Source organism: Pseudomonas saudimassiliensis (genome assembly GCF_000939975.1).
In the GTDB taxonomy this organism is placed as follows: Bacteria; Pseudomonadota; Gammaproteobacteria; order Pseudomonadales; family Pseudomonadaceae; genus Halopseudomonas; species Halopseudomonas saudimassiliensis.
Window position 1 is genome coordinate 99127 of the sequence record NZ_LK391969.1, and the last position, 23748, is coordinate 122874.

Consider the following 23748-nt stretch of genomic DNA (forward strand, 5'->3'; position numbering starts at 1 on the left):
GGCAAACCGATTGTCGCGTTACGGTTTTTTCCGCCCTGACGCATGGATAAAGAGTGAATAAATGCCCATAGACCCTCCTGCCGAGGAGCGCAACGACGACGCTCAATCCAGTCATCACCCCTCTGCCATGGGGCCGATGCCTCCGCCGTTGGAACGTACCCGCTTTGGGGGCTCGCAGAAACGCCCTGGGCGCGCAGAAGATGACGACGCGCCAGTCTCCCGCGCCGATCTGAGCAAGGGCCCCCAGGAGCTGCTTGAGCACCGCACTTCCCGTACCAACTGGAGCGTGTTGATTGTCTCCTCGGTGGTGATCCTGCTTTTCTCAATCTGGGCGATCATGGCCCCGGATGAAGCCCGCACCACGATGAAGTCGACCGTGGACTGGATTGCGCTGAACCTCGGCTGGTATTACGTGGTGACCGTTACGCTGGTGATCGGCTTCGTGCTCTGGGTCGCCCTGTCCAAGGAGGGCAACGTGCGCCTCGGGCCGGACCATTCGCGCCCGCAGTACGGCCTCGGCACCTGGGTGGCGATGCTCTTCGCCGCCGGGGTCGGCATCGACATGCTGTTCTATTCGGTCACCGGCCCGGTGGTGCAGTACCTGTATCCGCCGTCGGGTGAGGGCGGTTCGCAGGCGGCGTTGCAGGACGCCGTGGTCTGGACCATGTTCCACTACGGCATCGCCGGCTGGTCGATGTATGCGCTGCTGGGCATGGCGATGGGGTATTTCGCCTATCGCTGGGGCATGCCGCTGTCGATTCGCGCAGCGCTCTACCCCCTGCTGGGCAAGCGGGTGCGCGGCCCGCTGGGCGATGGCATCAGTATCATCGCGCTGGTGGGCACCGTGTTTGGTGTAGCCACCTCCATGGGTATCGGCGTGGTGCTGCTGAGCGTCGGCTTTTCCCTGCTGTTCGGCCTGGAGCATGGGCTGGGACTGCAGATCGGCCTGGTGATCGGGGCGGTGGTGTTGACCATTGGCGCGACCACCTCGGGCGTGGACCGCGGCATCCGCTGGATCTCCGAGCTGAACCTGTGGAGCGCCGTGGCGATGATGGTGTACATCCTCGTCAGTGGCGAGACGGCCTTCCTGCTCAACGCGCTGACCGAGAACATCGGCCGGTTCCTCATGACCCTGCCGGCCCGTACCCTGCAGACCTTCGTTTATGAACCCGGTGGTTCGGAATGGATGGGCGGCTGGACGCTGTTCTTCTGGGCATTCTGGCTGGCCTGGGGGCCATTCGTCGGGGTGTTCCTGGCGCGTATTTCCCGCGGTCGTACGCTGCGCGAGTTCGTGATTGCCGCCATTACCGCGCCGGTGCTCTGCGACTTCATTATCGTCTCGCTGTTTGGCAACTCGGCGTTGTTCCAGGTGCTGCAGGGCAACCTGGGCTTTGCCGAGCTGGCAGTGGATAGCCCGGAGCAGGGTTGGTACGTGCTGCTCGGGATGTTCCCCGGGGCCATGTTCCTGATTGGTCTGGCGACCCTGTCGGGACTGCTGTTCTATCTGACCAGCGCCAACTCCGGTGCCATGGTCATGTCGAACTTCTCGGCGTCCATACCCGACCCAGCCCATGACGGCCCGAAATGGCTGCGAATTTTTTGGGCGATACTCACCGCAGTGCTGACCATTGCCATGCTGCTGGCTGGCGGCGTGACCACCATGGAATACGCCACGCTGATCTTCGCGCTGCCGGTGACCATCATCGCCTATCTGGTGATGGCATCCTTCCACAAGGTGCTGCGCATGGAGCGCGCCGAGCGCGAAGGCTTGGTACTGCACCGGCCCAGCGTCGCGCCGATTGGCGGCCATGTGCCGGAGCGCTCCTGGAAGCAGCGGCTGGAGCAGTTGCGTGCCTACCCCAGCCAGCGTCAGGTCACTCAGTTCCTTGACCGCACGGTGCGACCGGCGCTTGATGAGATAACCAACGAATTTCGCAAGCAGGGCTACAATGTCGAGCGGGACGTGATGCTGAACGTCTACCAGGTAGAGGAGCCGGTATTGCGGGTGACCATGGAGGACGTTCGCAGCTTTCATTACCAGGTAGCCATGGTGGAAGCACCCGTGCCGATGTTCACCGGCCGCATGTCCCGTGAGACCGACGTCTATTATCGGCTGGAGGTGTTTACCCAGACCGGCTCCGGCGGCTATGACCTGATGGGGCTCACCAAACAGCAGATCATCGATGATGTGCTGGACCGCTATGAAGCGCACCTGGCCTTTCTGACCCACTCCTCGGAGACCGCTACTGCGTCGGTATTGACGCCGACGGTGCTACCCAAGGACCAAACGCCGATACCCAAATCGGCAGACGATATCCAGGATCTGGACGAGAAGCCGGAGTGACGGGGCAGGGCTCAGCTGGTTACCGGGCCCTGCGCCAGTTGTTGCTGCACTATCTGCTCGAGCCTGCCACTGAGGCGCTTGCGCAGTTCCGCCTCGATCACCGGCAGGATTTCATCGATGACATCCTGCATGATCAACTGCGCCTCGTTCTGCAGGCGGGCTTCCATGCGCACTTCCCGCGCCCCGGTGTGCACACCCCCTTCGGGCACTCGCCCCATGCTCTGCTGCAGCAGTTGCTCGAGGTGAACGCGCTCGCCGGCCAGGCGCGCCAGTGACTCGTAGGGTAGAAAGGGGTTAGCCTGGGGGGTGGCCGCAGGCGTGTCGCTGCCGGAACTGATGATGTCCTGCAATAGCGGAATTTCGAGCGGTAGGTTGGGCTGCCGGTCTAGGGCGGAGTCAGGTTCATCCAGCAAGGTGCGGATGGACTCCAGATCCTTCAACAAGCGGGACGGCTCCGTGGGTTCGTGCTGCGTCATACATCATCCTGCTATCCGTATCTGATGAGTTTTCAGAGGATAGCCCCGTTTGCGGTAAAAACGAAATCGTTCCCGCGCCGGGGCGATGATCGGGTCGTGTTCGACCTCAAATACAGGTGCTGCCCCCATCCACCGGCAACGCGATACCGGTGGTGAAGGCGGCGCCGTCCGAGCACAGATAGAGTACCGCTGCGGCAATTTCCTCGGCCTTGCCGACGCGACCTGCCGGGTGCAACCGGGCGATGGAATCGACCCGCCGCGGTTCAAGCTCCACTGCGCGGCGATACATGTCGGTATCAATAACAGCGGGACAGACCGCGTTGACGCGGATACCCTGGCGCGCATACTCCACCGCAACCGAGCGGGTCAGACCCAATACAGCGTGCTTGCTGGCGGCATAGGCGCTCATCCTGGGCGCTGCGCCAAGTGCGGCAATCGAACCGGTGTTGACGATGGCGCCGCCACCGCCTTTTAGCATCAGCGGGATCTCGAAACGCATGCACTGCCAGACACCCTTGACGTTGACGTCCATGATGCGGTCAAAGACGGTCTCCTCGGCGTCGGCCAGCTTGCTCTGCTCGAACTCCACACCGGCATTGTTGAAAGCGCAGTCCAGGCGCCCGTAGGTGGTTTCGATCATGCCAATCAGCGCCTTGACCTGTTCGCCATCGACCACATTGCACTGGCTGAACTGGGCGTCACCGCCATTCTCGCGGATGCTGGCTGCTACCGCCTCGCCATTGACGCTGTCGATATCCGCCAGTACCAGGCGGGCACCCTCCGCAGCGAAGGCCAGTGCGGTTGCCTTGCCGATGCCGTTGGCGGCACCGGTAACCAATACCACCTTGCCGGAAAACGCTGAACCCATGAACTCTGCTCCTGAGCGATGCACGCAGCCCCGTGCTGCGCTGTGCAAGGATTGAGAATACCCTTATGTCCCTCCGGTTTGGGTTGGATCAGAGTTGTTGTTCAGGCGTCATGTTGTTCGTTGATGGATAGCCAGTAATGCCACCTCGCTTACCATCTTCGAAGTGCCTGCTGTGTTTGCCGGGCGCGCGATAGCCGATAAATAATCGAAGGGTATGGCACTATTTCGCCGTTTCGTTTATGTTCGAGTGAGGCAAGGGAATGCAGCACACCGCTCCATCTGGATAGGGACGGCTGTTCCTTGTCTGATTATAAAAACACAACAAGGACTGATGGAAATGACCGACAAAAAAATCCTTCCTGCTTTTCTACTTTGTTTCTTCCTGGGTATGTTTGGGGTGCACCGATTCTATGTTGGAAAAATTGGTACGGGTATTCTGCAGATAGTCACCCTGGGTGGCCTGGGAATCTGGGTGCTGATTGATTTCATTATGATCATTGTTGGCGCGTTTACCGACAAGAGTGGAAACAAGATTACCGAGTGGACTTGAGGGAAATGGTTCCCTGATATTGCCGAAGTGAAGAGGCCCTGCAGAGGGGGTTTGCTTGGCCTTCGCCTGATAAAAAATAAAACATTAAGGAAGTCCCATGTCGTCGATTACTGAGCTGAAAGATGCGGTAAATACAAAGACAATTAATCTAGTACTTTTATCGATCGCAACTGGTGGAATTTACCCAATATTATGGATTTACAGAAACACACCAGTGATCTCCTCGATTACCAAAAGGGTTGTTTCGGATGATGTGTTTATCATTTGGCTCGCTGTTTGCGTCGGTCTGGGTGCGGCACTAGTTGGAACTGGCGAAGAAGTCATGGATATTATCTCTGGACTTTTGTCATTTGCCGGACTGGTTCTGTATGTTGTGTGGGCTTTTAAAGCGAGGACGTCAATTCAGGAATATGCTCTTAATGAGCATAGAGTTGACCTGCGGATGAACGCTTTTTATACATTCTTTTTTAATATCTATTACATAAACTATTGCATAAATGATTTGCCTGAGGCCAAGCGCAGGCAAGAAGTTCTTTCCGGTGGTCAGACCACGCCAGCGCAGTCCTGATGGAGCGTGGAGGCGCGAAACCCGCTGCGCTCAGGTTTCGTGCCTCGCTTTCGATAGACAATGCCGGAACACCTGGACTTCAGGAGCCCCTTGCAGCCTGGCGCGTGATATCAAATTGACCTTGCAGGCAGTTTACCTTACTGTCTTTCTCAAATTGTGACGGCGCTGAAAGCGCCGTTTTACAGCGGTATTGATCAGGTTCTGGAGCAGGGATGCGCGGTGCATTGCTACGTAGCGGTAAAAGCGAGACTTTTACGGCTTTAGGGGAGACTGGGCAACCAGTCTATCGTGCGGCGCTGCAACTGCGCGAGGCGATCCGTCGCAAGGATCCAGATCTTGTCGAACATCTGGCAATACCGCAGAGCGACGAACTGGGCAACCGGATCGACTGGTACAGCGGGATCACCGGTGATGTGATTCCCTGGACGTCTGCCACCGAAGAAGAGCGCGCGCCGGCACGGCAACAGCTGGAGCGGCTCAAATCCGCGCTGGACGATCTCAGCGGCCGCTATCTCGGCAGCGAGCCGGGTGAGCAACAGGGCGACAAGGCCGTGTTCGGCAAGCTGCTCAAGCGCGTCGTCTATTTTCCCGATGAAAGCTTCGTCTACCTGGTGAACGGCAAGCCGGTGCTGACCTTCTGGGGCTTCCAACATGCCGATGCCGACCGCAGCCTGGAACCCCTGCATTGCCTGTATCCACCTGTTGAGCCCCCCACGCCCAGCGTCGCCGCGATACCTGCCCCCGCGGTGGCCTCTGCGCCGGCGGTGGCTGCTGTTGAGCCGGTGCCGCCCGTCGCTCGCCCCTGGTGGCGGCGTTGGTGGTGGTTGTGGCCGTTGCTCCTTCTACTGCTCGCGCTGCTGTTGCTCAGTCTGCTGCGTGGCTGTATGCCCAGTGCGAACCTGCCGGGCCTGCCCCAGGTTTCCTTACCGTCAATCTCTGCACCGGAGCTGCCCAGCCTGTCACTGCCCACGGGAGGATTGGGGGCGAATGGCTCCGGTGGCGGAGCTGGAGCGGACGCATCCGGCGCCCCGGGCACGCCTGGAGGCGATGCGGAGTCACCCGCAACCGAGCCCCCGGAGAGCAACGAGCCGGAGCCGAGCGAGAATCCTGGCGAAGAACTGCCAGCCGAGCCTGAACCGGAGCCGGAACAACCTGTAACTGAGCCAGAGGCTGAGGCGACAGAACCCCCGGCACGGCCCGAACCGCCCCAACTGCCCGAGGATCCGCAGGAACCGCTGACCATCCCGGATGGGCATGACGGCAACAGCTCGGCGGATTTCCTCAACGGTGACTGGCGCGCTGGCGCTGGCATTCAGGATCGCCGGACAGGCAAGCCGCTGCGATTGCAATACCGTTTCGATGACGGTAAAGGCGAGGTCACGGTGCGCCGTCCGGATGGTGTGAGCTGCTCGGGTCCGGTAACCGCCGCCATGAACGACGGCAGCCTGGCTATCGACAGCCAGGGCCAGGCAGTGTGTGGCGATGGCAGTCATTACGATATGCCACAGGTCACCTGCGCCCAGGGCGCACAGAATATTGCGGATTGTACGGGCAACTACGGAAGCGAAAGCTTTCCGATGTCCATGCGCCGCGCTGGCGAATAAGACTGGATGAATCACAATGTTGCCTGAAGTCACCCAATTCGAAGAAACCGTTACCCTGATCAGTGATACCGGCATCCAATTCATGGATTTTGCGTTGTCGCTGGATCTTCGCAGGGAGCCGCCGGGTGAGTTTGCGCCCTTGACCAGCGGCTTGCTGACGCGGTTGTTGTACAACGAAGAGAAGGATTTCTATTTCTACGAGCCTGAGCCGGAGAAAATCGAGAAAACCAGGCCTGCCTTCAGTCTCGACATGAAGAGCAGCCTGGAGCTGCTCGACGGCCTCTGGCTGCCGCTGCCTTTCTTCCGTTTCATGCCACCTCACCGCTTTGACGAGGGTCCCAGTAACTGGGCGCGCATGCGGGTGGTCAGGTTGCCCGAGCCGGATATCGACGGCAACAGCCATCGGCTGACACTGGCCTTTGATAGCCGGGTCATGCCTCGCCAGGACGGCACCGCGTATCTGGCGCCCAACCACGAAGACGTCAGCTCCGGCGTCGCCTTCCGGCTGGCCTGCAGCATCCGTGACACCCGCTGGTTCCTTGATCAGGGATGGGTGAAGGAATGGTTATTGGAAGTCTTCCGCGAGGGCAACGAGCATCGCCCGCGCGATGAAGTTGACGTCGAGGTGCGTGAAAATCACCACCTGGGACACTATCTGAACCTGATCAGTCTGATGGCCCGCCCGGTCGCCGCACAGCAGACCAACGCCCGCGCCAAGGTGGAAGTTCCCGAAGTACGAGTGGTGGCCAACGAGGTCAACGGGCAGGTCAAACCGATCCCCGTGGATCTGGTGCTGGACGTCGGCAACTCGCGCACCTGCGGTATTCTGGTGGAGAATCACGGCCAGGCGGGCACCGGGCTCAAGCAGAACTATGTCCTGGAGCTGCGCGACCTGATCACGCCCGAACATGTCTACAACCAACCCTTCGAAAGCCGTGTGGAATTCGCCCAGGCGTCCTTCGGCAAGGATCAGTTCTCGGTCAAGAGCGGTCGTCACGACGCCTTTCAATGGCCAACCATTGCTCGAATCGGCAGTGAAGCCGGGCGGCTGGCCAGTCGTCGACGCGGCACAGAGGGCTCGACCGGCCTGACCAGCCCCAAACGTTACCTGTGGGATGAAAACCCCTACGGACACGGCTGGCGCTTCAACTGTTCCCATACCAGGGGTGACAGCGAGCCCTATGCTACCGCCGCACCCTTCTCACATCTGATCAACGAGACCGGCGAGGCGCTGTACAGCCTTGAAGAAGATGATCGTCTGCCGGTTTTCATGCCGCGTTATTCGCGCAGCTCGCTGATGACCTTCATGTTGGCCGAAGTACTGGCTCAGGCGCTGTCGCAGATCAACAGCCCGGCCCAGCGGGCGCGTCAGGGTCACACACGCGTACCGCGTCAGCTCAACAGCGTTATTCTCACCGTGCCGCCGGGCATGCCCCAGGCTGAACGCAGCATTCTCAACGAACGTATGTTGCAGGCTATCGGGCTGGTCTGGAAAAGCCTTGGCTGGCATGCCGGCGAGGAAGATCCTCACGAGGAAGAAGTCAGCAGCGCCCGCACGCCGATTCCGAGCATTCGTGTCGAGTGGGACGAAGCTTCCTGTGGCCAGTTGGTCTATCTCTATACCGAAATCAATGAGAATTTTGCCGGCCACCCGGAAGAGTTCTTTGCCACCCTGGCGCGTCCTGACAAGACTGACCGCGAACGCATCACCCTCGCCACCATCGACATTGGCGGCGGCACCACTGACCTGGTGATCACTGATTACCGGTTGGACCGCGCCGGCAATGGCGGCAGCGGCAGCAACGTACATATTGTGCCGGAACAGCGCTTTCGCGACGGTTTCAAGGTGGCAGGCGACGACATTCTGCTGGACGTGATCCAGGACTTCATCCTGCCGAGCTTTGAGAAGGCGTTGCGCCTTGCTGGAGTGCCGAGCCCGGGCGCGCTGATGTCGCGTCTGTGCGGTGACGAGTCGGTCAGTGCTCAGGACGCGATCCTGCGCCAGCAGCTCAACCTGCAGGTGTTCACCCCTCTGGGTCTGGCGCTGCTCAAAGCCTACGAAGAATACGATCCTGAGTATCCGCAGGAGGCCGTCAGTCATACCTACAGCGAACTCCTCGGCGAGCAGGCGGTGAGTGACAGCGTGTGGGAATATGTCTGCAGCGCGGTACGCCGGGCGGTGGGCGGACAGACGTTGTTCGACCTGCTGCAGGTGCCGGTCAGCTTTGATCTGCAACAACTGCACGGAGCCTTCCTCAACGACAGGATCAACCTGACCAAAACGCTCAGTGCCTTGTGTGAAGTGATCTTCCAGTATCCGTGCGACATGCTGCTGCTGACCGGCCGCCCTTCGCGTCTGCCCGGTGTACAGGCATTCATCCGCAAGATGCTGCCGCTGCCGCCCGGGCGCATCCTGCCGCTGCAAAACTACCGTACCGGCGGCTGGTATCCGTTTCACAAGAGCGGCCTGATCGATGATCCAAAAAGCACTGCTTCAGTCGGCGCCATGTTGTGCTTGCTGTGCGCCAACCACAGCGTACCGAATTTCTATTTTCGTTCAGCCGCACTCAAGCCCTATTCGACCATCAAGCACATCGGTGTTATCGACCTGAACAACGTCATCAAGAATGCCGATGTGCTCTATCGCGATATCGCCTCGGAGGAGGGCAAGATCAGCTTGCCCCTGATCGGCGTAGGCGATGATGCCGACACCCCGCAGCTGGAAATGCGCGGTGACCTGCGGCTGGGTTTCCGTCAGCTGACCGCCGAGCGGTGGGCTGCATCGCCGTTGTATACGCTGCGCTTCACCAAGGCCGGCCGCGAGAAATTTTCCCGGGCTGATGCCGAGGGAGAGGCACCGCTGTTGAAGGTTCGCTTCCAGATTGACACCCGTGACCGGCGTGTCCGCAAACAGGGGCTCATCAGCGACCGGCTGGCCATCGCAAATGTCGAATCGAACAGCAACAGGGTGGTTTTCAATCCGCGCAGTGATCTGGAGCTGGAGCTCAATACCATGCTCGACGCGGGGCTGAGCGATACCAAGTATTGGCTGGACAGCGGAAGTGTGAAACGCAAATGAACAAACTGACTGACAAACAGCAGCAACTGAGCTCCGCTTGGGCGGCAGTTCACGAGGGTGCCGGCCAGGCCCTGGAATGGATTCGCGAAGTACGTGGTAATGCGCCGCGTCTGGACAGCGAGGCCGACAGTTTCAACCTCAAACTGCACCGCGCACGCAATATTGCACGGAGTCTGGGCCGGGTAGCCGGTACACCCATGACTATCGGTTTCTTCGGTCTCTCCCAAGCTGGCAAGTCGTACCTGATTTCGGCATTGGCGGCGAGTGATAACGGCAAGCTGGTGACCAATTACGGCGGCGCCGAGCTGGACTTCATCAAGCATGTGAATCCACCCGGCGGCGGCAAGGAGGCCACCGGTCTGGTCACCCGCTTCAGTCGCACAGCGCAGTCTGGACCAAGCAGCCATCCAGTAGAACTCAAGCTGTTCAGCGAGATTGAGCTAGCCAAGATCCTGGCCAACGCGTGGTTTAACGATTTCAATCAGGAGCTGGTCGATTACGAACTCGACGAGCCGCGCATCACAAGCATTCTCAAACGCTTTGAAAGCGGCGCAGCGAATGTGGCACAGGCGGGGGTCAGTGCTGATGACGTGGTATCGCTGTGGGACTATCTGCGCGATAACTTCGAGAAATCGATCCGCAAGCTGGAGCACCAGTACTGGCCGCGGGCGATAGAGCTTGCGCCTGGTCTGAACTGCAGCCAGCGCGCCGAGTTGTTCTCGATTCTCTGGGGTGAACAGCCTGAGCTGACCGATCTTTATGTCCAGCTGGCTTCCACGCTGCAGCGTCTGGGCCATACGGCACGGGTTTTTGCGCCGTTGAGCGTGCTGGTCAGCCGTGACGGCGAAGGCTATTCCCAGCGCGACAGCATAATGAACGTGGACATGCTCGAGCGCCTGGGTAGCAATCGCGATCTGCCGGTCGACGTCTGCCCAGCGCCAGGCGAAAGTCTGCTTCCGCCAGTCAGTATTGCGGTGGTGCAGCTGGCCGCGCTGACCGCCGAGATGATCTTTCCGCTGGTCAACCCGACCCGCGACCCGCATGTAGAACAGGTTGATCTGCTGGACTTTCCCGGTTATCGCGGACGCCTGGGCATCCGCTCGGTCAGCGAGGCGGGTAACCAGGCCAGTGCTCAGGGCGGCAACCCGGTATCGCAGCTGCTGTTGCGCGGTAAGGTCGCCTATCTGTTCGAGCGCTACACCGACAGCCAGGAAATGAACAGTCTGGTGGTCTGTACCAGCTCGTCCAAACAGATCGACGTCAAGGATGTCGGGCCGGTACTCACCCGCTGGATCGAGAAGACTCAGGGGGCCACCGCTCAGGAACGGGGCAGACGGACCTCGGGCCTGATCTGGGCGCTGACGATGTTTGATATGCAGATCGGCGCCATGCTCGAACAGGATGAAAGCATGGTGCGTGAGGGCTGGGACGGGCTGCTCAAGAAGACCATGCTGGAGCGCTTCGGCCAGTACGAATGGATCCAGAACTGGGCGGGCCAGCCGTTCAACAATACCTATCTGGTGCGCAAGCCGCGCCTGCCAATGGCCACCTTCGTTGAAATGGCCGAAGAAACCTACGATGAACTGGGCATGGTTGCGCGCTATGAGGAGCAATTGCAGCTGCTCGGTCGCACCTTTGTTGACGCGCCAGCGGTGTGTGATCACATCGCCCAGCCAGCAGCGGCCTGGCAAGCGATGATGGCGCTGAACGACGGCGGCATCGCACGCATCAGCCAGTATCTGGGCCAGGTCGCCAACCTGGATTTCAAACTCAATCGCATCGAAGAGCAGCTGGAGCGTTGTCAGAATGAGCTGCTGCACAGCCTCAACGGCTGGTATCACAAGGACGGTGCAGGTGCCCTTGCGCTCAAGCGGACTCAGGCAAAGATGATCCTGCAAGACCTGGGTCACAGACTGCCGGTACTCGGCGAGCTGATCGATCATCTGCAACTACCCAGCGACAGCGTGCGTGATCTCTATCTGAGCGGGGCCTACGAAGTAGAAGAGGAAGCGCTCGAAGAGTCTGAAGAAGCCGCCCAGACCGCTCCGCAGAGTCTGTACGGCAGCGATGGCGGCTTCGATTTCGGCGACGTGTTCGGCGCTGACAGCAAGACCGACGTACCCACCAGCAAAGTACCGGCTCCGCAGCCGCAGGGCAGCGAACACCGTTTCGCCAGGGCCGTATTCAAGGCCTGGATCAGCCATCTTCGCGAACTCGGCAACCGCCAGAGCCTGCTCACCCTGCTGGGCCTGAATCACAAGGTGGTAGAGGCGGTGGTCGATGAACTCATCACCGCCGCCTACCGCCTCAAGGTACCCGAACAGCTCAGCAATGCCCTGCAGCAACGCGTGCAGAGCGGCGCGCGGCGCGATCAACTGGTGCAGCGCCAGGTGCTGATCGTGCAACTGGTGTTGCGCGACTATGTGTCTTGGTTCGGCAACCTGAACAAGCCATTGGAAGAGCGACCCAAGAGCCTGATCGGCAGCAAGGATCATCTGTTCGCCTTCTATCGCCATCCGCAACCGGGCCAGTTGCCCGAGCTGCCAGCGCAACCCGCCAGCCAGTCCAAGCTGTTCCTCGGTGACTGGCTTTCCGGGCTGGCCAGCATTACCCAGGACAACGCCGGGCACAGCGCCGGACGCGAAATTACCATTGAACAGAATGAATGGCTGGGCCGCGTGCTGCAGTCCTTCCAAGCGAGATAAGCCATGCCCATACGAGTTGATCTGCTGGCCTTCGAGCCGAACATTCCCGGTCAGGCCCGTCTGGCGGTAAAGAAGTGGCAGGGCGCCAGCGAGGGGCTGGAGTTTTCCATCCAGCGCAACCAGGACCAGCTCTATCTGCAGGGCAACCAGCAGTGGAGCAATAATCCGTTCTGGTTTCAGATATCGCAGTTCAAGCAGGGTGACGACGGGGAGGTGCTGGAAGCGCCGGTCGGCCCGGAGCTGGTTGATCCCTTGCTGGAGAACAGCGGCAGCTCCAATTTTCGCATGGAGTTGCGCGAACTTGACGGCGGTCTCAGCGATCAGGGTGTGGTGCGCCCGGCGCAAGGTCTGTTGTCGTCCAGCGCCGGCGGCGACACCCGCTCCATCTATGACGGTGGCGAGCTCAGCGTCGTACCGGAGACGCTGGCCGCGCCGGAAATTCCCGATCTGCCAGAGTTGACATTGCCTGAACCGGAACCCGCTCCCGAGCGGGTCAGCGTCGAACCTGTTGGCGCCCAAGCTGCCAGCCCAGCGCCGGTGACCAGCAAGCGCAATCTGGTGCCGCTGTTTCTGGGTGTGCTGATCTTGCTGGCTGTTACCCTGGGCCTCTGGTTCTGGCTGAAAAAGCCAGTCGCCGAAGCGACGCTCGACGTAGCACCAGCACCAGGACTCGCCATCACCAGCGAATCTGGAGCGGCTGGCCCTTGTACGCTGGAAAGCATGGCTAGCCAGAGCGAGCTGAGCTTTGTGCAGAACTGCATCCGCGAGGCACCGGACAGCGCCGCGTTGCTGGAAATCATCACCACCGCCAAGCAAGCCGGCCATTGCGGAATCGCCCAGCGTCTTTATGCCAACCGCGCCCAGGCCGGTGACGTACAGATCGCCCACGCTTATGCCCGCGAATACGATCCGCAGTTCCATCAGCCCAGTACCTGCTTCGCTGAGCCTGACGCTGCGACGGCGGCCTATTGGTACGAAACCATCCTTGTTTCAGATCCGGACGATGTCCAGGCCGCCCAACGTTTTGAGGAGTTGCAGCCGTGAACCTGCGTATTGCTGGTGCAGCCCTGTTGTTGTGTGTCAGCGCCGGTCTGCAGGCGGCGGACAAGCCCCTGTTGCAGCAGGGCAAGAAGACGCTGTTCCAGCGCGTGCTGACGACCCCCAATTGCCAGCTGGGTGCTGATCCTGGTGGCAGCGGTGAAATTCAGCCGGCATTCAGTCGCTTCTACGTTTATGAGCGGGCGCAGGCTGGCAACGCCGAGTGGCTGCGCGTTGGCCCGGACAGTTACGGCAAGACCATTGGCTGGCTGCCTGCCGCCTGCACCGTGGATTGGAAGATGCAGCTGACACTTGCCTTCACCAACCCAGCCAACCGGGATCGACTGCTGTTTTTCAAGGAGCGAAAGGCGCTGGAAGATATCATTGATGCGCCCGACCCGGTCAGTCATATCGCGCCGTTGCGCGCCAGGCTCAAACAGGGTCAGACGGCACCGGGCGTGCTGGCCCAGGAGCCGGAGTTCTTTGTCGATCTACAGAAACAGTTCTACCTGCTCCCCGTACTCAGCGGCGAAGAGGTGATGAGCGAAGAAGGGTTTCGCATGCGCCTGCTTAACGTGGCTTCGGTGAGCAAGGCCGAAGGGTTGGACGCCCCGGGCGGTTCTGCAGCGCCTGGCGGCAATACGCCTTCCAATATCAGCAGCCAGCTCAAGGAGTTCAGCGCGGCGGTTGTATTCGTCATCGACTCGACCATTTCCATGGATCCGTATATCGAGCGCACACGCGAAGCCATCAACAAGGTGTATGAGCAGGTAGCGCGGGAGAAGCTCGGTAACCAGGTCAAGTTCGGTCTGGTTGCCTTCCGTTCCAATACCCAGGCGGTGCCGGGGCTGGAGTACGTCAGCAAGATGTACGCTGACCCGAACACCGTTCAGGATCGCGCCGACTTCATGGCCAAGGTCGCCGACCTCCGGCAGGCCAGGGTATCGAGCAGCAGTTTTGATGAGGACGCCTATTCCGGCGTCATGCACGCTATCGATCAGGTCGACTGGAGCCAGTTCGGCGCCCGTTATGTAGTGCTGATCAGTGATGCGGGCGCTATCGACGGCGATAACCAGCTCTCGGGTACCGGGCTCAACGCCGAGCAGGTGCGGATCGAAGCCAGCAATCCCGGTGTGGCGATTTACACTCTGCACCTGAAAACCGCTGCCGGCCTGAAAAACCACGGCAGGGCAGAGGCTCAGTATCAGGCTCTGTCGACCTATCCAGGCACCAACACTTCGCTGTACTACCCGGTCAACGCCGGCGACGTCGATGCGTTCGGGCGCAAGGTTGATGCGCTGGCCAGCGCTATCACCAGCCAGGTCAAGGCGGCGTACATGGGCGAAGAAGCCATCGGCAGCGCGCTTAACGCCAGGGCGGAACCGGCAGCGGCCAGCAGCGAAGAGCAGAAGATGCTCGACGATGCCGCTCTGATCGGTCACGCCATGCAACTGGCCTACCTTGGACAGAAGACCGGTACCCAGGCGCCGCCGGTATTCCAGGCCTGGATCAGCGACCGTGACCTGATCAAGCAGAACCTGCCGACCACTGATGTGCGCGTGCTGTTGACCAAGTCCCAGCTGAGTGATCTGAGCGACGTACTCAAGCAGATCCTCGATGCTGCCAACCAGGGACTGATCTCGCCCAGCGAGATGTTCGAGCGCCTGCGTTCGGTAGCAGCCACTATGGGCGCCGACCCCAACCAGCTGAAGCAGAGTGACAGTACCCGCCTGGCCGAACTCGGTATGCTCGGCGAGTATCTGGAAGACCTTCCTTACCAGAGCGAGGTACTCAACCTCGACGAGGACACCTGGAAGAGCTGGGACGGGCTGGCGCAGGAACGGTTCATTCGCACGTTGAGCACCAAGCTGCGCCATTACCAGCGCTACAACGCCGATGTTGATCGCTGGGTGGCGCTGGCCAGGGACAGCGACGCGCGCGATAACGTGTATCCCGTGCCGCTAGAAATGATGCCTTGATTCATGCTCGATATTCAGGAATTACGGGTCGCCCGGGGCGACGGCGCGCAGGCGCATCGCGTTTGCCTGCCGGCCTTGCAGCTGGGGCGTGGCGAGATCCGCGCGATCACCGGTGAGAGCGGCTGTGGCAAGAGCACGCTGCTCGAAGCCATCGGCCTGCTACTGAAGCCGCAGCAGCTTGCGCATTACCGACTGGGCCGGGAAGGTCGGGATATCTGTCAGCTGCTGAGTGCTGATAACCAGCCAGCGTTGTCAGAGGTGCGTGCGCGGCAACTTGGTTTTGTGTTGCAGAACGGCGGCCTGCTGCCGTTTCTCAAGGTGCGCGACAATATCAGCCTGCCGCGCCGCCTGCTCGGCCTGCCAGCGCGCAGCGCCCATGTCGAAACGGCCGTGGACGTGCTGCGTTTGCAACCCTTGCTCGACAAGTACCCGCAGGCGCTGTCCATCGGCGAGCGTCAGCGCGTGGCCTGTGTGCGCGCAATAGCACATGAGCCGTTATTGCTGCTGGCTGATGAGCCCACTGCGGCGCTTGATCCGATCAACGCGCGCCGACTGTTCGAGCTGCTGCTGGGCCTGGTGCGAGAGCTGGGGCTGAGTGCATTGGTGGTCTCCCATGACTGGACGCTGATTGATGAGTTCGGCCTGGCGCGTCTGGGTGCGGTCAGCAGCGAAGGGGAGACACGCTTTGTCCCTATGTCTTGATCGTTTTTTTCTACTCGGCAAGCTGGCCTTGAGCGACCTGTGGCACGACCGCAAGGTATCTCTGTGTGTCGCCGCCTCGCTGATGGCGGTAATAGCACCCTTGCTGCTGCTGTTCGGACTCAAGCACGGTGTGGTCAGCCAGCTGCAGGACGAGTTGGTGACGGATCCGCGTAACCTGGAAATCCGGTTGTTGAGCAGCGGCAGTTACGACCGTGCCTGGCTTGCCGAGCTGCAGCAGCGTCCGGAAACCGGCTTCGCCATCGGCCAGACGCGCTCATTGAATACCCAGGCAGACCTGTTGGCAGACAACAGACGGTTTGTCGAGAATGCCGAAATCATTCCCACCCAGGCGGGCGATCCGCTGCTCAATACGCCGTTGAGTGCATTGAGCGGCAACCAGGTGATTCTCAGCGCCCGCGCCGCCGAGCGTCTGGCGTTGCAGCCCGGCGATTCGCTGCGATTGCGCGTCACGCGCAGGCTGGAGGGCGTCACTGAGCGTGGCGAGCAGTCGCTCGACGTGGTGGCGGTGCTGGAAGCGGCGCGCTTCGGTCGTCCGGCCGCCTTCGTTGCGCCTGAGCTGTTGATGGGGCTGGAACACTTTCGCGATGGCTATCGGACGCCTGCGCTGGGTGCCCACAATGGCAAGTCGGCCGAAGACCTGGTGCCCGGCTATGCCCGTGCGCGACTCTATGCGCGGGATATCGACAGCGTCGCGCCCCTTGAGCGCTGGCTGAATGAACAACACATCGAAACCGCCAGCCGCCTCGCCGAGATTGAGGCGGTCAAGGCTATCAACCATGTACTGGGGGTGATCTTCGGGGTGATCGCCGGCGCTTCACTGGTTGGCTGCATTGCCTCGCTGGTGGGCGCCTTCCTGGCCAATATTGACCGCAAGCGGCGCAGCCTGGCACTGCTGCGTCTGCTGGGATTTCAGCGCGGAGCGGTGGCCGGTTATCTGGTGTTGCAGGCGCTGTTTCTGGGCAGCGCCGGGTATTTCAGTGGTCTCGCCTGCTATGGGGTCGGCCGCCTGTTGTTCAATCGGCTGTTGGGCAGCAGCCAGGCCACCGGCACCTTCGCCTGCGATATCACTTTCTGGCACGGGCTGATCGCCCTGTTGCTGGCGTTGCTGGTGGCAGCGCTGGTAGCCCTCGTCGGCGCCCTGCGCGCCATCAGCATTGAACCTGCGGAGAGTCTGCGTGAACTCTAGAAAGATCGGTCGTTTACTGTTGTTACCGCTCGGGCTGGCCTGCACTCAAGCCGTTGCCAGCTGGGATGAGAAGCACTACAACCCCATGCCTGCACCCGACGACGTCGTCCTGCCCATGCCCTGCGACGGTTCCATGGTGTTTCGCAAGGTGCATATCCCGGTAGTCGGTCCACTGGACGACTATCCGATCAATATCGGCCAGGACAGTGCCGAATGGGGCTATGTCGAACAGACCCGCCCAGCCCATATTGCCGGGAGCTTCACCGCCGGCGGCAAGCAGAATTCACGCTACTACCTGCTGGCCAAGTATGAAATGAGTCAGCTGCAGTACCGCGCCCTGACCGACGAGAGCTGCCCGACGCCCTCCAACAAACTGCGCCTGCCGGTGGTATCGGTCAGCTGGCTGGAGGCGTTACAGGCGGCTGATCGTTATAACCTGTGGTTGCGTGAACACGCAGCGGACAGATTACCCAGGGAAGACGGTGCGCTGGGTTTTGTACGCCTGCCGACCGAGATCGAATGGGAGTTTGCCGCACGCGGGGGGTTGGAGGTGGGTACCGCTGAATTCCGCGACAGCCGCTACCCCATGGCCGAAGGGCTGAACGGCCATGAATGGTTTGCCGGTTCGCAATCGGCCAACGGCCAGCTGCAGTTGTCGGGTCTGCTTAAACCCAACCCGCTGGGCCTGCACGATATGCTCGGCAACGCGGATGAAATGATCTTCGAGCCATTTCGCTTGAACAAGCTCGACCGTCAGCATGGCCAGGCCGGCGGCTACGTGGTGCGTGGCGGTAACTACCTGACTGCGCAGAGTGAAATGCGCACCGCACTGCGCAAGGAAGAACCCTACTACAACGCCACCGGCCAGGTGAAGAACCGTACCAGCGGCCTGCGCCTGGCGCTGGTCTCGCCGACCCTCACTTCCCGCGAGCGGGTCGCCAGCATCGAAAGCAGCTGGAAGAAACTCGGTAGCGGCTCTGACGAGTCTGCGGCGGCGGATAAGGGCGCGGTGCAGACGCTCGAAGCGCTGGCCTCCGGCATAGAAGATCAGGCTCTGAAGGATCAGCTCAAGACACTTGAAAACCAGCTGCGCGCCAGCAACCAGCAGCAGGAGGAAGCTCGCGATCAGGCCATTCGCGCCAGCCTCAATCTCGGCGCCTTCCTGTGCACCAAAATGCTCGATGACGGCCAGTACATGGATTTCCTGCAGAAGAATTACGACCTCAATTGTGCCGCTGAGGATCAGGATTCCAGTTGCCCGATGCGCAAGGTCAAGCTGGATGAGCAGCAGGATCGTCTGCACAAGCTCAGTCGCTACTACGCCAGCAGTCTGGTGGAGTCCGCCACGCTTTATGGTCATCCGCTATTGGCAAAACAGCTTCCAGTGATGGAGGAGCTCATCGGTCGCAATCGGCAGCTGCAGGAGCTGACGCCCTACTTGCGCACCCACTGGGCTAACCAGAATGCCTTTCTGCAGAGCCACAGGATCGATACCAATGCCTGGCTTGAGAACTGCAAGAACGTATCCCGATAACAAGCAAAAATTACTGCGCCAACGCATAAGGAGTAACAACATGAAAATGACCCAGGGTGGGTTTTCCAAGGCTGTTTTCGGCTTCATCATGGCCGGCACCATTCTGCTGAGCGGGTGTGCCAGCACCGGTAGCGCCTTGACCGGTAATTCGGTATCCGCTGACCCGCGTCTGACGCAGGGGAACGATGCGACCTTCTTCAGCAAATCCGGTTTCACAGCCTGTGCCGGTGCCGCCGGCGTCGGGGTACTGGCCTGTGCGCTTTCCAACGCCAGCGACAAGGGAAAATGCGCGATCATCGCGGGCATCTCGGCCTGTGGCGTGGCCATGGGGGCAAACTATTACTACGACCAGCGCCGCGGTCAGTATGCCAATACGGCTGAGCGGCTGCAGGTGATGAGCGCTGATATCCAGAAAGATACCGAGAATGTCGTCGCTCGTACCGAAACCATGCAGCGTGTCATCCGCGATGACGAACAGAGCATTGCCGCCATCCAGAAAGCGATCAAGGCCAACCAGTTGGATACGGTTAAAGCCGAGCAGGAGCTGGCCGGCATCGACAAGAACCTGGTAGTGATGCGCAAGGAACTGGGCAACATGCGGGCCAAGGTCAGCGAGTATGAAAAGACTGCCAAGCTCGAGCGGGAAGCTGGTGCGGGCGCCGAGGTGGTCAGGATCGAACAGGAAATCGGCCAGATGAACCGCAAGGTCGCTGCGCTGCAACAGGAAGTTGATGGCCTCTACAGCCAGCGCTCCGCGATTACTCTGGGTTGAGATGAGGCATATGAACTTACGACTGTTATTTCCCGCTGTTGTGGGGTTAACCCTTGCTGGCTGCGCCACCGCCCCGGCGGATTGCACCTTTGCTGATCGTGATCCAAGTCTGATTGCAAAGGTTCGTTGCGATCATTCCGGCGGTTACAGCGAACAGGTACGTTTGCGTGAACAGGAGCTGCTGGATGCCCGCGCGGAAAATGAACTCTTTCACCGGGTTTATGAAGAGATCAAGGCGCAGCAGCAGGCTACTCGCCAGAGCCTCGAAGCCCAGCGAGCACATCAGGCAAGCCTGCTGCAATCACTGAACGCGTTGCTGATTCAGCTCAAGACCAGGCACGCCCATAAAAGCGAGGTTCAGCAGCAGATCACCAGCCTGGAACAGGAGCTCAGGCTGAGTCCCTCCGGTACTGGCAATCCCGCCGATGTTGAAGCGCGCCGGCAGGAGCTCAGGGAGCTTCAGCAGAAGGTCAGCCGTCTGCAGCTGAGCCTGGGTTACGAGTAACCGGCCCATGCTTTCCCGAGGCCGTCACTGACGGCCTTCATTTCTCAGGAATTCACTTGATGCAGCGGGTGACACGCGACGCGATAACCTATCCCCGGCAGGCACTCTCGGCGCTGGATGCCAAGGTCGAACTGATACGCCGGCATTTCCCGCCGAGCATTGCCAGTCTCTACGCTGTGCCGCGCACAGGTGAGGACGGCAGCCTGCAGTGGTGGTCCGGCCTGGGCGGCCAGCCGCACCTCTATGCTGAGTTGAGCAATGACCAGCAAGGTCGCTTGCTGGAGAAATACCAGCAGCGCCAGCACGCCATCGGCAACCTGGCAGGCGAGCTGCAGAGACGCGGCATGGAACAGGATGCTGAGCGTTTACGCAGCCTGATCGGTCCGCCGGATCTGGCCAATCTGTACAGCCTCAACGATGAGCCGCTGGTCGTGCGTTGGGGGCTGCCACCGCCGCCTGTGGTTACGTCCGCCGCGCCTGCACCGCCGCCGCGGGTGGACCCTGTGCCCGCCAGAGCCTGGTGGCTGCGCCTGCGGTTGTCATGGCTACTCTTGCCCCTGCTGTTGTTGCTGCTGCTCTGGCTGGCCTGGTTCTGGCGGGGTTACCTGTTAAATCTGGTTCATCCCGCGTCCATGACCAGTTACGCCTGTCACCCAGAAGGCACGCGCCCACCGGATTTCGCGGTAGTGCTGGATACCTCCGGTTCGATGAACTTCAATATCGACGCCACGCCTGACGACGAGCTGTGGATGAACAACATAGGCGATCGTCTGCCGGTTACCAATCCTCGTCAGGTTCGTATTCTCAGTGAGCCGACCCGTTTGAGCGTCGCCAAGCAGGCCTTCTCCGGCATGCTTGAACACCTTCACTCTGATGTTGACACCCGTTTGATCACCTTTGACGGCTGCTATAACCAGATCGATCATGGTTTATATGACGACAGCAAGCGGGCGCTGCTCCAGCACAGGGTGCATCAGCTCGAAGCCGCTGCCGGTACGCCGCTGGCCAGTAGTCTGGAAGCGGCCGCCAGCAGGGTAGATGGGCGTCTGCGCGATGCGCTGGTGGTGATGTTCGTTGACGGTGAAGATGGCTGCGGGCGCAATGCCTGCGCCGTATCCCGCAGTATCGCCCGTCAGCAACCGCGCTTGCGGGTCAATGTGGTCAACATCAGCGATAGCGAGCTTTCCAACTGCATCGCGGACAACACGGGCGGGCGTGTGTATACCGCACGGGACGCAGACCAGGTGACAAGTATGCTGCGTGAAGCCAGCCAGGAAGTGTCCGCCAGCCCGCAATGCCCTTGAGCGCCTCCCATCCAGAGTCGAGCGCTGGATGGGAGGTGGATGTTACTGACGTGCGTACGTGGGTGAGCGGGGGCCCTGGAGGATCCCGTTAGGCATGCCTGCCGACAGCAGCCGGGTGCTGGTGATTCCCGCAATCTGGTGGCTGCGATCACTGAGAGAGTTGGCGACCTGGTCCACCAATGCCTGCACCAGCATGCCAACCAGTCCTCCAGTGGAGTTGTTGTTCTGCTCGGTGCTGGATGCGGTGGCGGCTCCTTTCCAGAGCAACTTGCCGTTACGCATATCAATCAGGGATGCTTCAGCCGTGACCCGGGTATCGCTGGCCAGTAGCTGGTAGCTGGTGCCGTACTGGTTGACGGTGATGTACAGGGCGGCGTCAGCACCGAATACCTCGTACAGCTTGTCCAGTGGCAGGCCCTGAATGTCTTCAGGGTTGACCATGCCGTTTTCACGGAAGGTCTCATCCACTACGGCGACTGGAAGTACGTAGTAGCCGGATTCGGCGAGTGGGTAGGTGACTTGAGAGAGAAAGCTGTAGCTGGCTTTGACATCAAGCGATCGATTGACTGGGGGTAATACCACGATGGAGCGTGGATTGCTTTCATGGAAAGCAGAGTAGTCGTAAGGCGTTGGGGTGGCACAGCCAGTCAACAGGGCGGCTATACCTATCAGCAGCAAGGCGGAAGCTCTCATCATTGCGACACGTCCTTCTGTGCTTTGAGAATGTAATTCATGAAGTGCGCGGATTCCGGGAAGAGTGCTTTCTCCGCCGCAAACTGGGCATGAGCATCCTGCTCCCGGCCGACGTTGTAATAGAGCATACCCAGATGGGCGTGCATGCCGGGGGGCACGCTCACACCGCGAGCCTGGGCCTTGTCTGCCGCCTGTTCCAGGGCCTGAATCTGTTCGCCCAGATTGGCGCTGTCGGCCTGGTAGTGCTGATAAACCGATGGCTGGTAAGCATCCCATTGGTACAGCTGTGGTGGCGCCTGGACGCAGCCGGTAGCGAGTGCAGCCAGCAATAGCAGGCCGCTGGTCTTGATGCTTGTGTGCATATTACTTCCTTGTATTACTGGGCCGGACGCCATGCCCCGTTGTCTACGCCATTGACCAGATTGTTGACCGCTTCGCGGATGGCCAGATCCAGCACCTTGCCGTTGAGCGTCGCGTCATAACCCGCTGTTCCGCCAAAGCCGATAACTTCGCGGTTGGACAGTTCATACTCGCCAGCGCCCTGTACCGAATAGGCAACTTCCGAGGTGCGTACGTCGACCACATTCAGCGCTACCTTGGCGTAAGCTACCTGGGTCATGCCGCGACCGAGAATGCCGAACAGCTGCTGGTCGCCTACGGTCTTGCGCCCGAACTCGGTGACATCACCGGTGATGACGAAGGAGGCACCTTTCAGTTGCTGTTGCTGACCGCTGATGCCTGCTTCGGCACGGATTTCATCCATGTTGGTCCGATCCAGCACGTTGAAGCGGTTGGTCTGCTGCAAGTGGGTGACCAGAGTGGTTTTAGCCTGATTGCCCAGTCGGTCGACACCATCGGAAAAGATGCCGCGCTGGAAGCTGGAGCGGTTATCAAACTTGCCGACAGCTATCGGGCTGCGTTGTCCCTGATATTGGCTGCCGTAGCTGGCAACCTTCGCCACTTCTACGGAGCGCGAGCTCTCGGTGGCGCAACCGGCAAGTACGGCCAATGCAGACACTGCAATGGCCGGGGTGAGGAGCCTTTTCATTCTAGAATCCCTTCTATTGAGTGACGGGTTGATTTTTCAGCTAGCTAGGAGCAACGTTGATAGGAGGGGTAGAAGGGTAATGATATTGTCTTGATATTACAATGGGCAGATAGCGGCCATTTTTTATGCACCTGACTCACTCTCAGCATGATTGTCTGGCGCATCATCTGCTTGATGTTGAGCGCTCTGCAGCCAGCGGTACGGGGCTGTTGACTCGTGCTGCGTCACAATATCACCCTGCTATCCGTATCTGATGAGTGTTCAGAGGATAGCCCCGTTTGCGGTAAAAACGAAACCGTTCCCGCGCCGGGACCAGGATCGGGTCGTGTTCCACCAGTATTTCCGCCAGGCGGTTGAAGCGGCTGAAGAAATCCGGGGTGTCGTTGCTCAGGTTGATCAGCAGATCGTGGTGGGGTGAAGGGTCATGTCCCCACCCGCACACGACGGCCTCGTTCGGCTGGTCGGAATGCAGCGCATGGGGCAGGAAGCTGTCCGGCCGGAACGACCACAACAACGCATCCAGCTGGCTGGCCTCGGCTTCGTCGGCGCAGTGCAGATAGACATGCCGGTTCTGTTGCCACGCCTTGTGGGCGAGGCGGCAGGCATACTGCAGCCGCGCCTCGGGGCTGGGGCTGTTGAGAATGTAGAAGTCGATTCGGGTCATGGGCGCCGTTGGGTGTGGAGTGTACGGTTGAGAGTTCGTGCAAGGACATATCGACGGCTTGGCATTCGTGTATTGCCGATTTCGGTAACGCCGATCACAGACACGCAG

The 23748-nt window shown here is 60.2% G+C and carries 20 protein-coding genes; 14 read left to right on the forward strand and 6 right to left on the reverse strand.

All coding sequences use genetic code 11. From position 1 onward, the window contains the following. Window positions 1-61 precede the first annotated feature (61 nt). The gene (betT, locus tag VG99_RS00505; RefSeq protein ID WP_044497673.1) at window positions 62-2344 is read left to right on the forward strand and encodes a choline BCCT transporter BetT; all 2283 of its coding nucleotides are present in this window, start codon (window positions 62-64) and stop codon (window positions 2342-2344) included. 11 nt (window positions 2345-2355) lie between these two features. On the opposite strand, the gene VG99_RS00510 is transcribed toward betT, so the two are convergent. Continuing rightward, entirely contained in the window at window positions 2356-2820 is a 465-nt protein-coding gene (locus VG99_RS00510; RefSeq protein WP_044497675.1) for a hypothetical protein, read from the reverse strand. Window positions 2821-2926: 106 nt separating this feature from the next. After that, window positions 2927-3688 carry an SDR family oxidoreductase gene (locus tag VG99_RS00515; RefSeq protein WP_044497678.1) on the reverse strand — a complete coding sequence of 254 codons (762 nt, stop codon included), beginning with the start codon at window positions 3686-3688 and terminating at the stop codon, window positions 2927-2929. A 337-nt stretch (window positions 3689-4025) separates the two neighbouring features. Here VG99_RS00515 and VG99_RS00520 point away from each other — a divergent pair, with 337 nt between their 5' ends. The 13 genes from VG99_RS00520 (at window position 4026) to VG99_RS00580 (ending at window position 21235) form a co-directional block, all read left to right on the forward strand. Continuing rightward, the gene (locus VG99_RS00520; RefSeq protein WP_044497680.1) at window positions 4026-4238 is read left to right on the forward strand and encodes a TM2 domain-containing protein; all 213 of its coding nucleotides are present in this window, start codon (window positions 4026-4028) and stop codon (window positions 4236-4238) included. 97 nt (window positions 4239-4335) lie between these two features. Then, the gene (locus tag VG99_RS00525) at window positions 4336-4806 is read left to right on the forward strand and encodes a DUF4234 domain-containing protein (RefSeq protein WP_044497682.1); all 471 of its coding nucleotides are present in this window, start codon (window positions 4336-4338) and stop codon (window positions 4804-4806) included. 212 nt (window positions 4807-5018) lie between these two features. Continuing rightward, a complete protein-coding gene (locus tag VG99_RS00530) occupies window positions 5019-6410 on the forward strand; it encodes an SrfA family protein (protein ID WP_044497683.1) in 1392 nt (463 codons plus the stop codon). Between the two features lie 16 nt (window positions 6411-6426). Next, entirely contained in the window at window positions 6427-9489 is a 3063-nt protein-coding gene (locus VG99_RS00535; RefSeq protein ID WP_044497684.1) for a virulence factor SrfB, read from the forward strand. Beyond that, window positions 9486-12194: a putative virulence factor gene (locus VG99_RS00540; RefSeq protein WP_044497686.1), complete on the forward strand. Its 2709-nt coding sequence runs from the start codon at window positions 9486-9488 to the stop codon at window positions 12192-12194. The genes VG99_RS00535 and VG99_RS00540 overlap by 4 nt, the downstream gene beginning before the upstream one ends. Window positions 12195-12197: 3 nt before the next feature. Next, on the forward strand, window positions 12198-13238 hold the full coding sequence (locus VG99_RS00545; protein ID WP_044497688.1) for a hypothetical protein: 1041 nt from the start codon (window positions 12198-12200) through the stop codon (window positions 13236-13238). Beyond that, window positions 13235-15211: a vWA domain-containing protein gene (locus VG99_RS00550; RefSeq protein WP_044497689.1), complete on the forward strand. Its 1977-nt coding sequence runs from the start codon at window positions 13235-13237 to the stop codon at window positions 15209-15211. The genes VG99_RS00545 and VG99_RS00550 overlap by 4 nt, the downstream gene beginning before the upstream one ends. A gap of 3 nt (window positions 15212-15214) precedes the next feature. After that, window positions 15215-15913, forward strand: a complete 699-nt coding sequence (locus VG99_RS00555) for an ABC transporter ATP-binding protein (protein ID WP_044497692.1) — start codon at window positions 15215-15217, stop codon at window positions 15911-15913. Next, window positions 15897-17120, forward strand: a complete 1224-nt coding sequence (locus VG99_RS00560; protein ID WP_044497694.1) for an FtsX-like permease family protein — start codon at window positions 15897-15899, stop codon at window positions 17118-17120. The genes VG99_RS00555 and VG99_RS00560 overlap by 17 nt, the downstream gene beginning before the upstream one ends. A gap of 85 nt (window positions 17121-17205) precedes the next feature. Continuing rightward, a complete protein-coding gene (locus tag VG99_RS00565) occupies window positions 17206-18654 on the forward strand; it encodes a formylglycine-generating enzyme family protein (protein WP_420848283.1) in 1449 nt (482 codons plus the stop codon). 40 nt (window positions 18655-18694) lie between these two features. Next, on the forward strand, window positions 18695-19426 hold the full coding sequence (locus tag VG99_RS00570) for a tetratricopeptide repeat protein (protein WP_044497697.1): 732 nt from the start codon (window positions 18695-18697) through the stop codon (window positions 19424-19426). After that, window positions 19386-19931: a hypothetical protein gene (locus VG99_RS00575; RefSeq protein WP_338052287.1), complete on the forward strand. Its 546-nt coding sequence runs from the start codon at window positions 19386-19388 to the stop codon at window positions 19929-19931. The genes VG99_RS00570 and VG99_RS00575 overlap by 41 nt, the downstream gene beginning before the upstream one ends. Window positions 19932-19990: 59 nt before the next feature. Then, complete coding sequence (locus tag VG99_RS00580; protein ID WP_044497699.1) at window positions 19991-21235, forward strand: vWA domain-containing protein; 1245 nt, start codon at window positions 19991-19993, stop codon at window positions 21233-21235. A gap of 42 nt (window positions 21236-21277) precedes the next feature. Here VG99_RS00580 and VG99_RS00585 read toward each other — a convergent pair whose 3' ends face one another. From VG99_RS00585 to VG99_RS00600, 4 genes are all read right to left on the reverse strand, one after another. Then, on the reverse strand, window positions 21278-21931 hold the full coding sequence (locus VG99_RS00585; protein ID WP_044497700.1) for a DUF799 domain-containing protein: 654 nt from the start codon (window positions 21929-21931) through the stop codon (window positions 21278-21280). After that, a complete protein-coding gene (locus tag VG99_RS00590) occupies window positions 21928-22290 on the reverse strand; it encodes a DUF4810 domain-containing protein (RefSeq protein ID WP_044497701.1) in 363 nt (120 codons plus the stop codon). Before VG99_RS00590 ends, VG99_RS00585 begins: the two co-directional genes overlap by 4 nt. Window positions 22291-22304: 14 nt before the next feature. Further along, complete coding sequence (locus tag VG99_RS00595) at window positions 22305-22976, reverse strand: CsgG/HfaB family protein (protein WP_044497703.1); 672 nt, start codon at window positions 22974-22976, stop codon at window positions 22305-22307. Between the two features lie 232 nt (window positions 22977-23208). Further along, complete coding sequence (locus tag VG99_RS00600) at window positions 23209-23640, reverse strand: DNA polymerase III subunit chi (RefSeq protein ID WP_044497705.1); 432 nt, start codon at window positions 23638-23640, stop codon at window positions 23209-23211. Window positions 23641-23748: the final 108 nt, after the last annotated feature.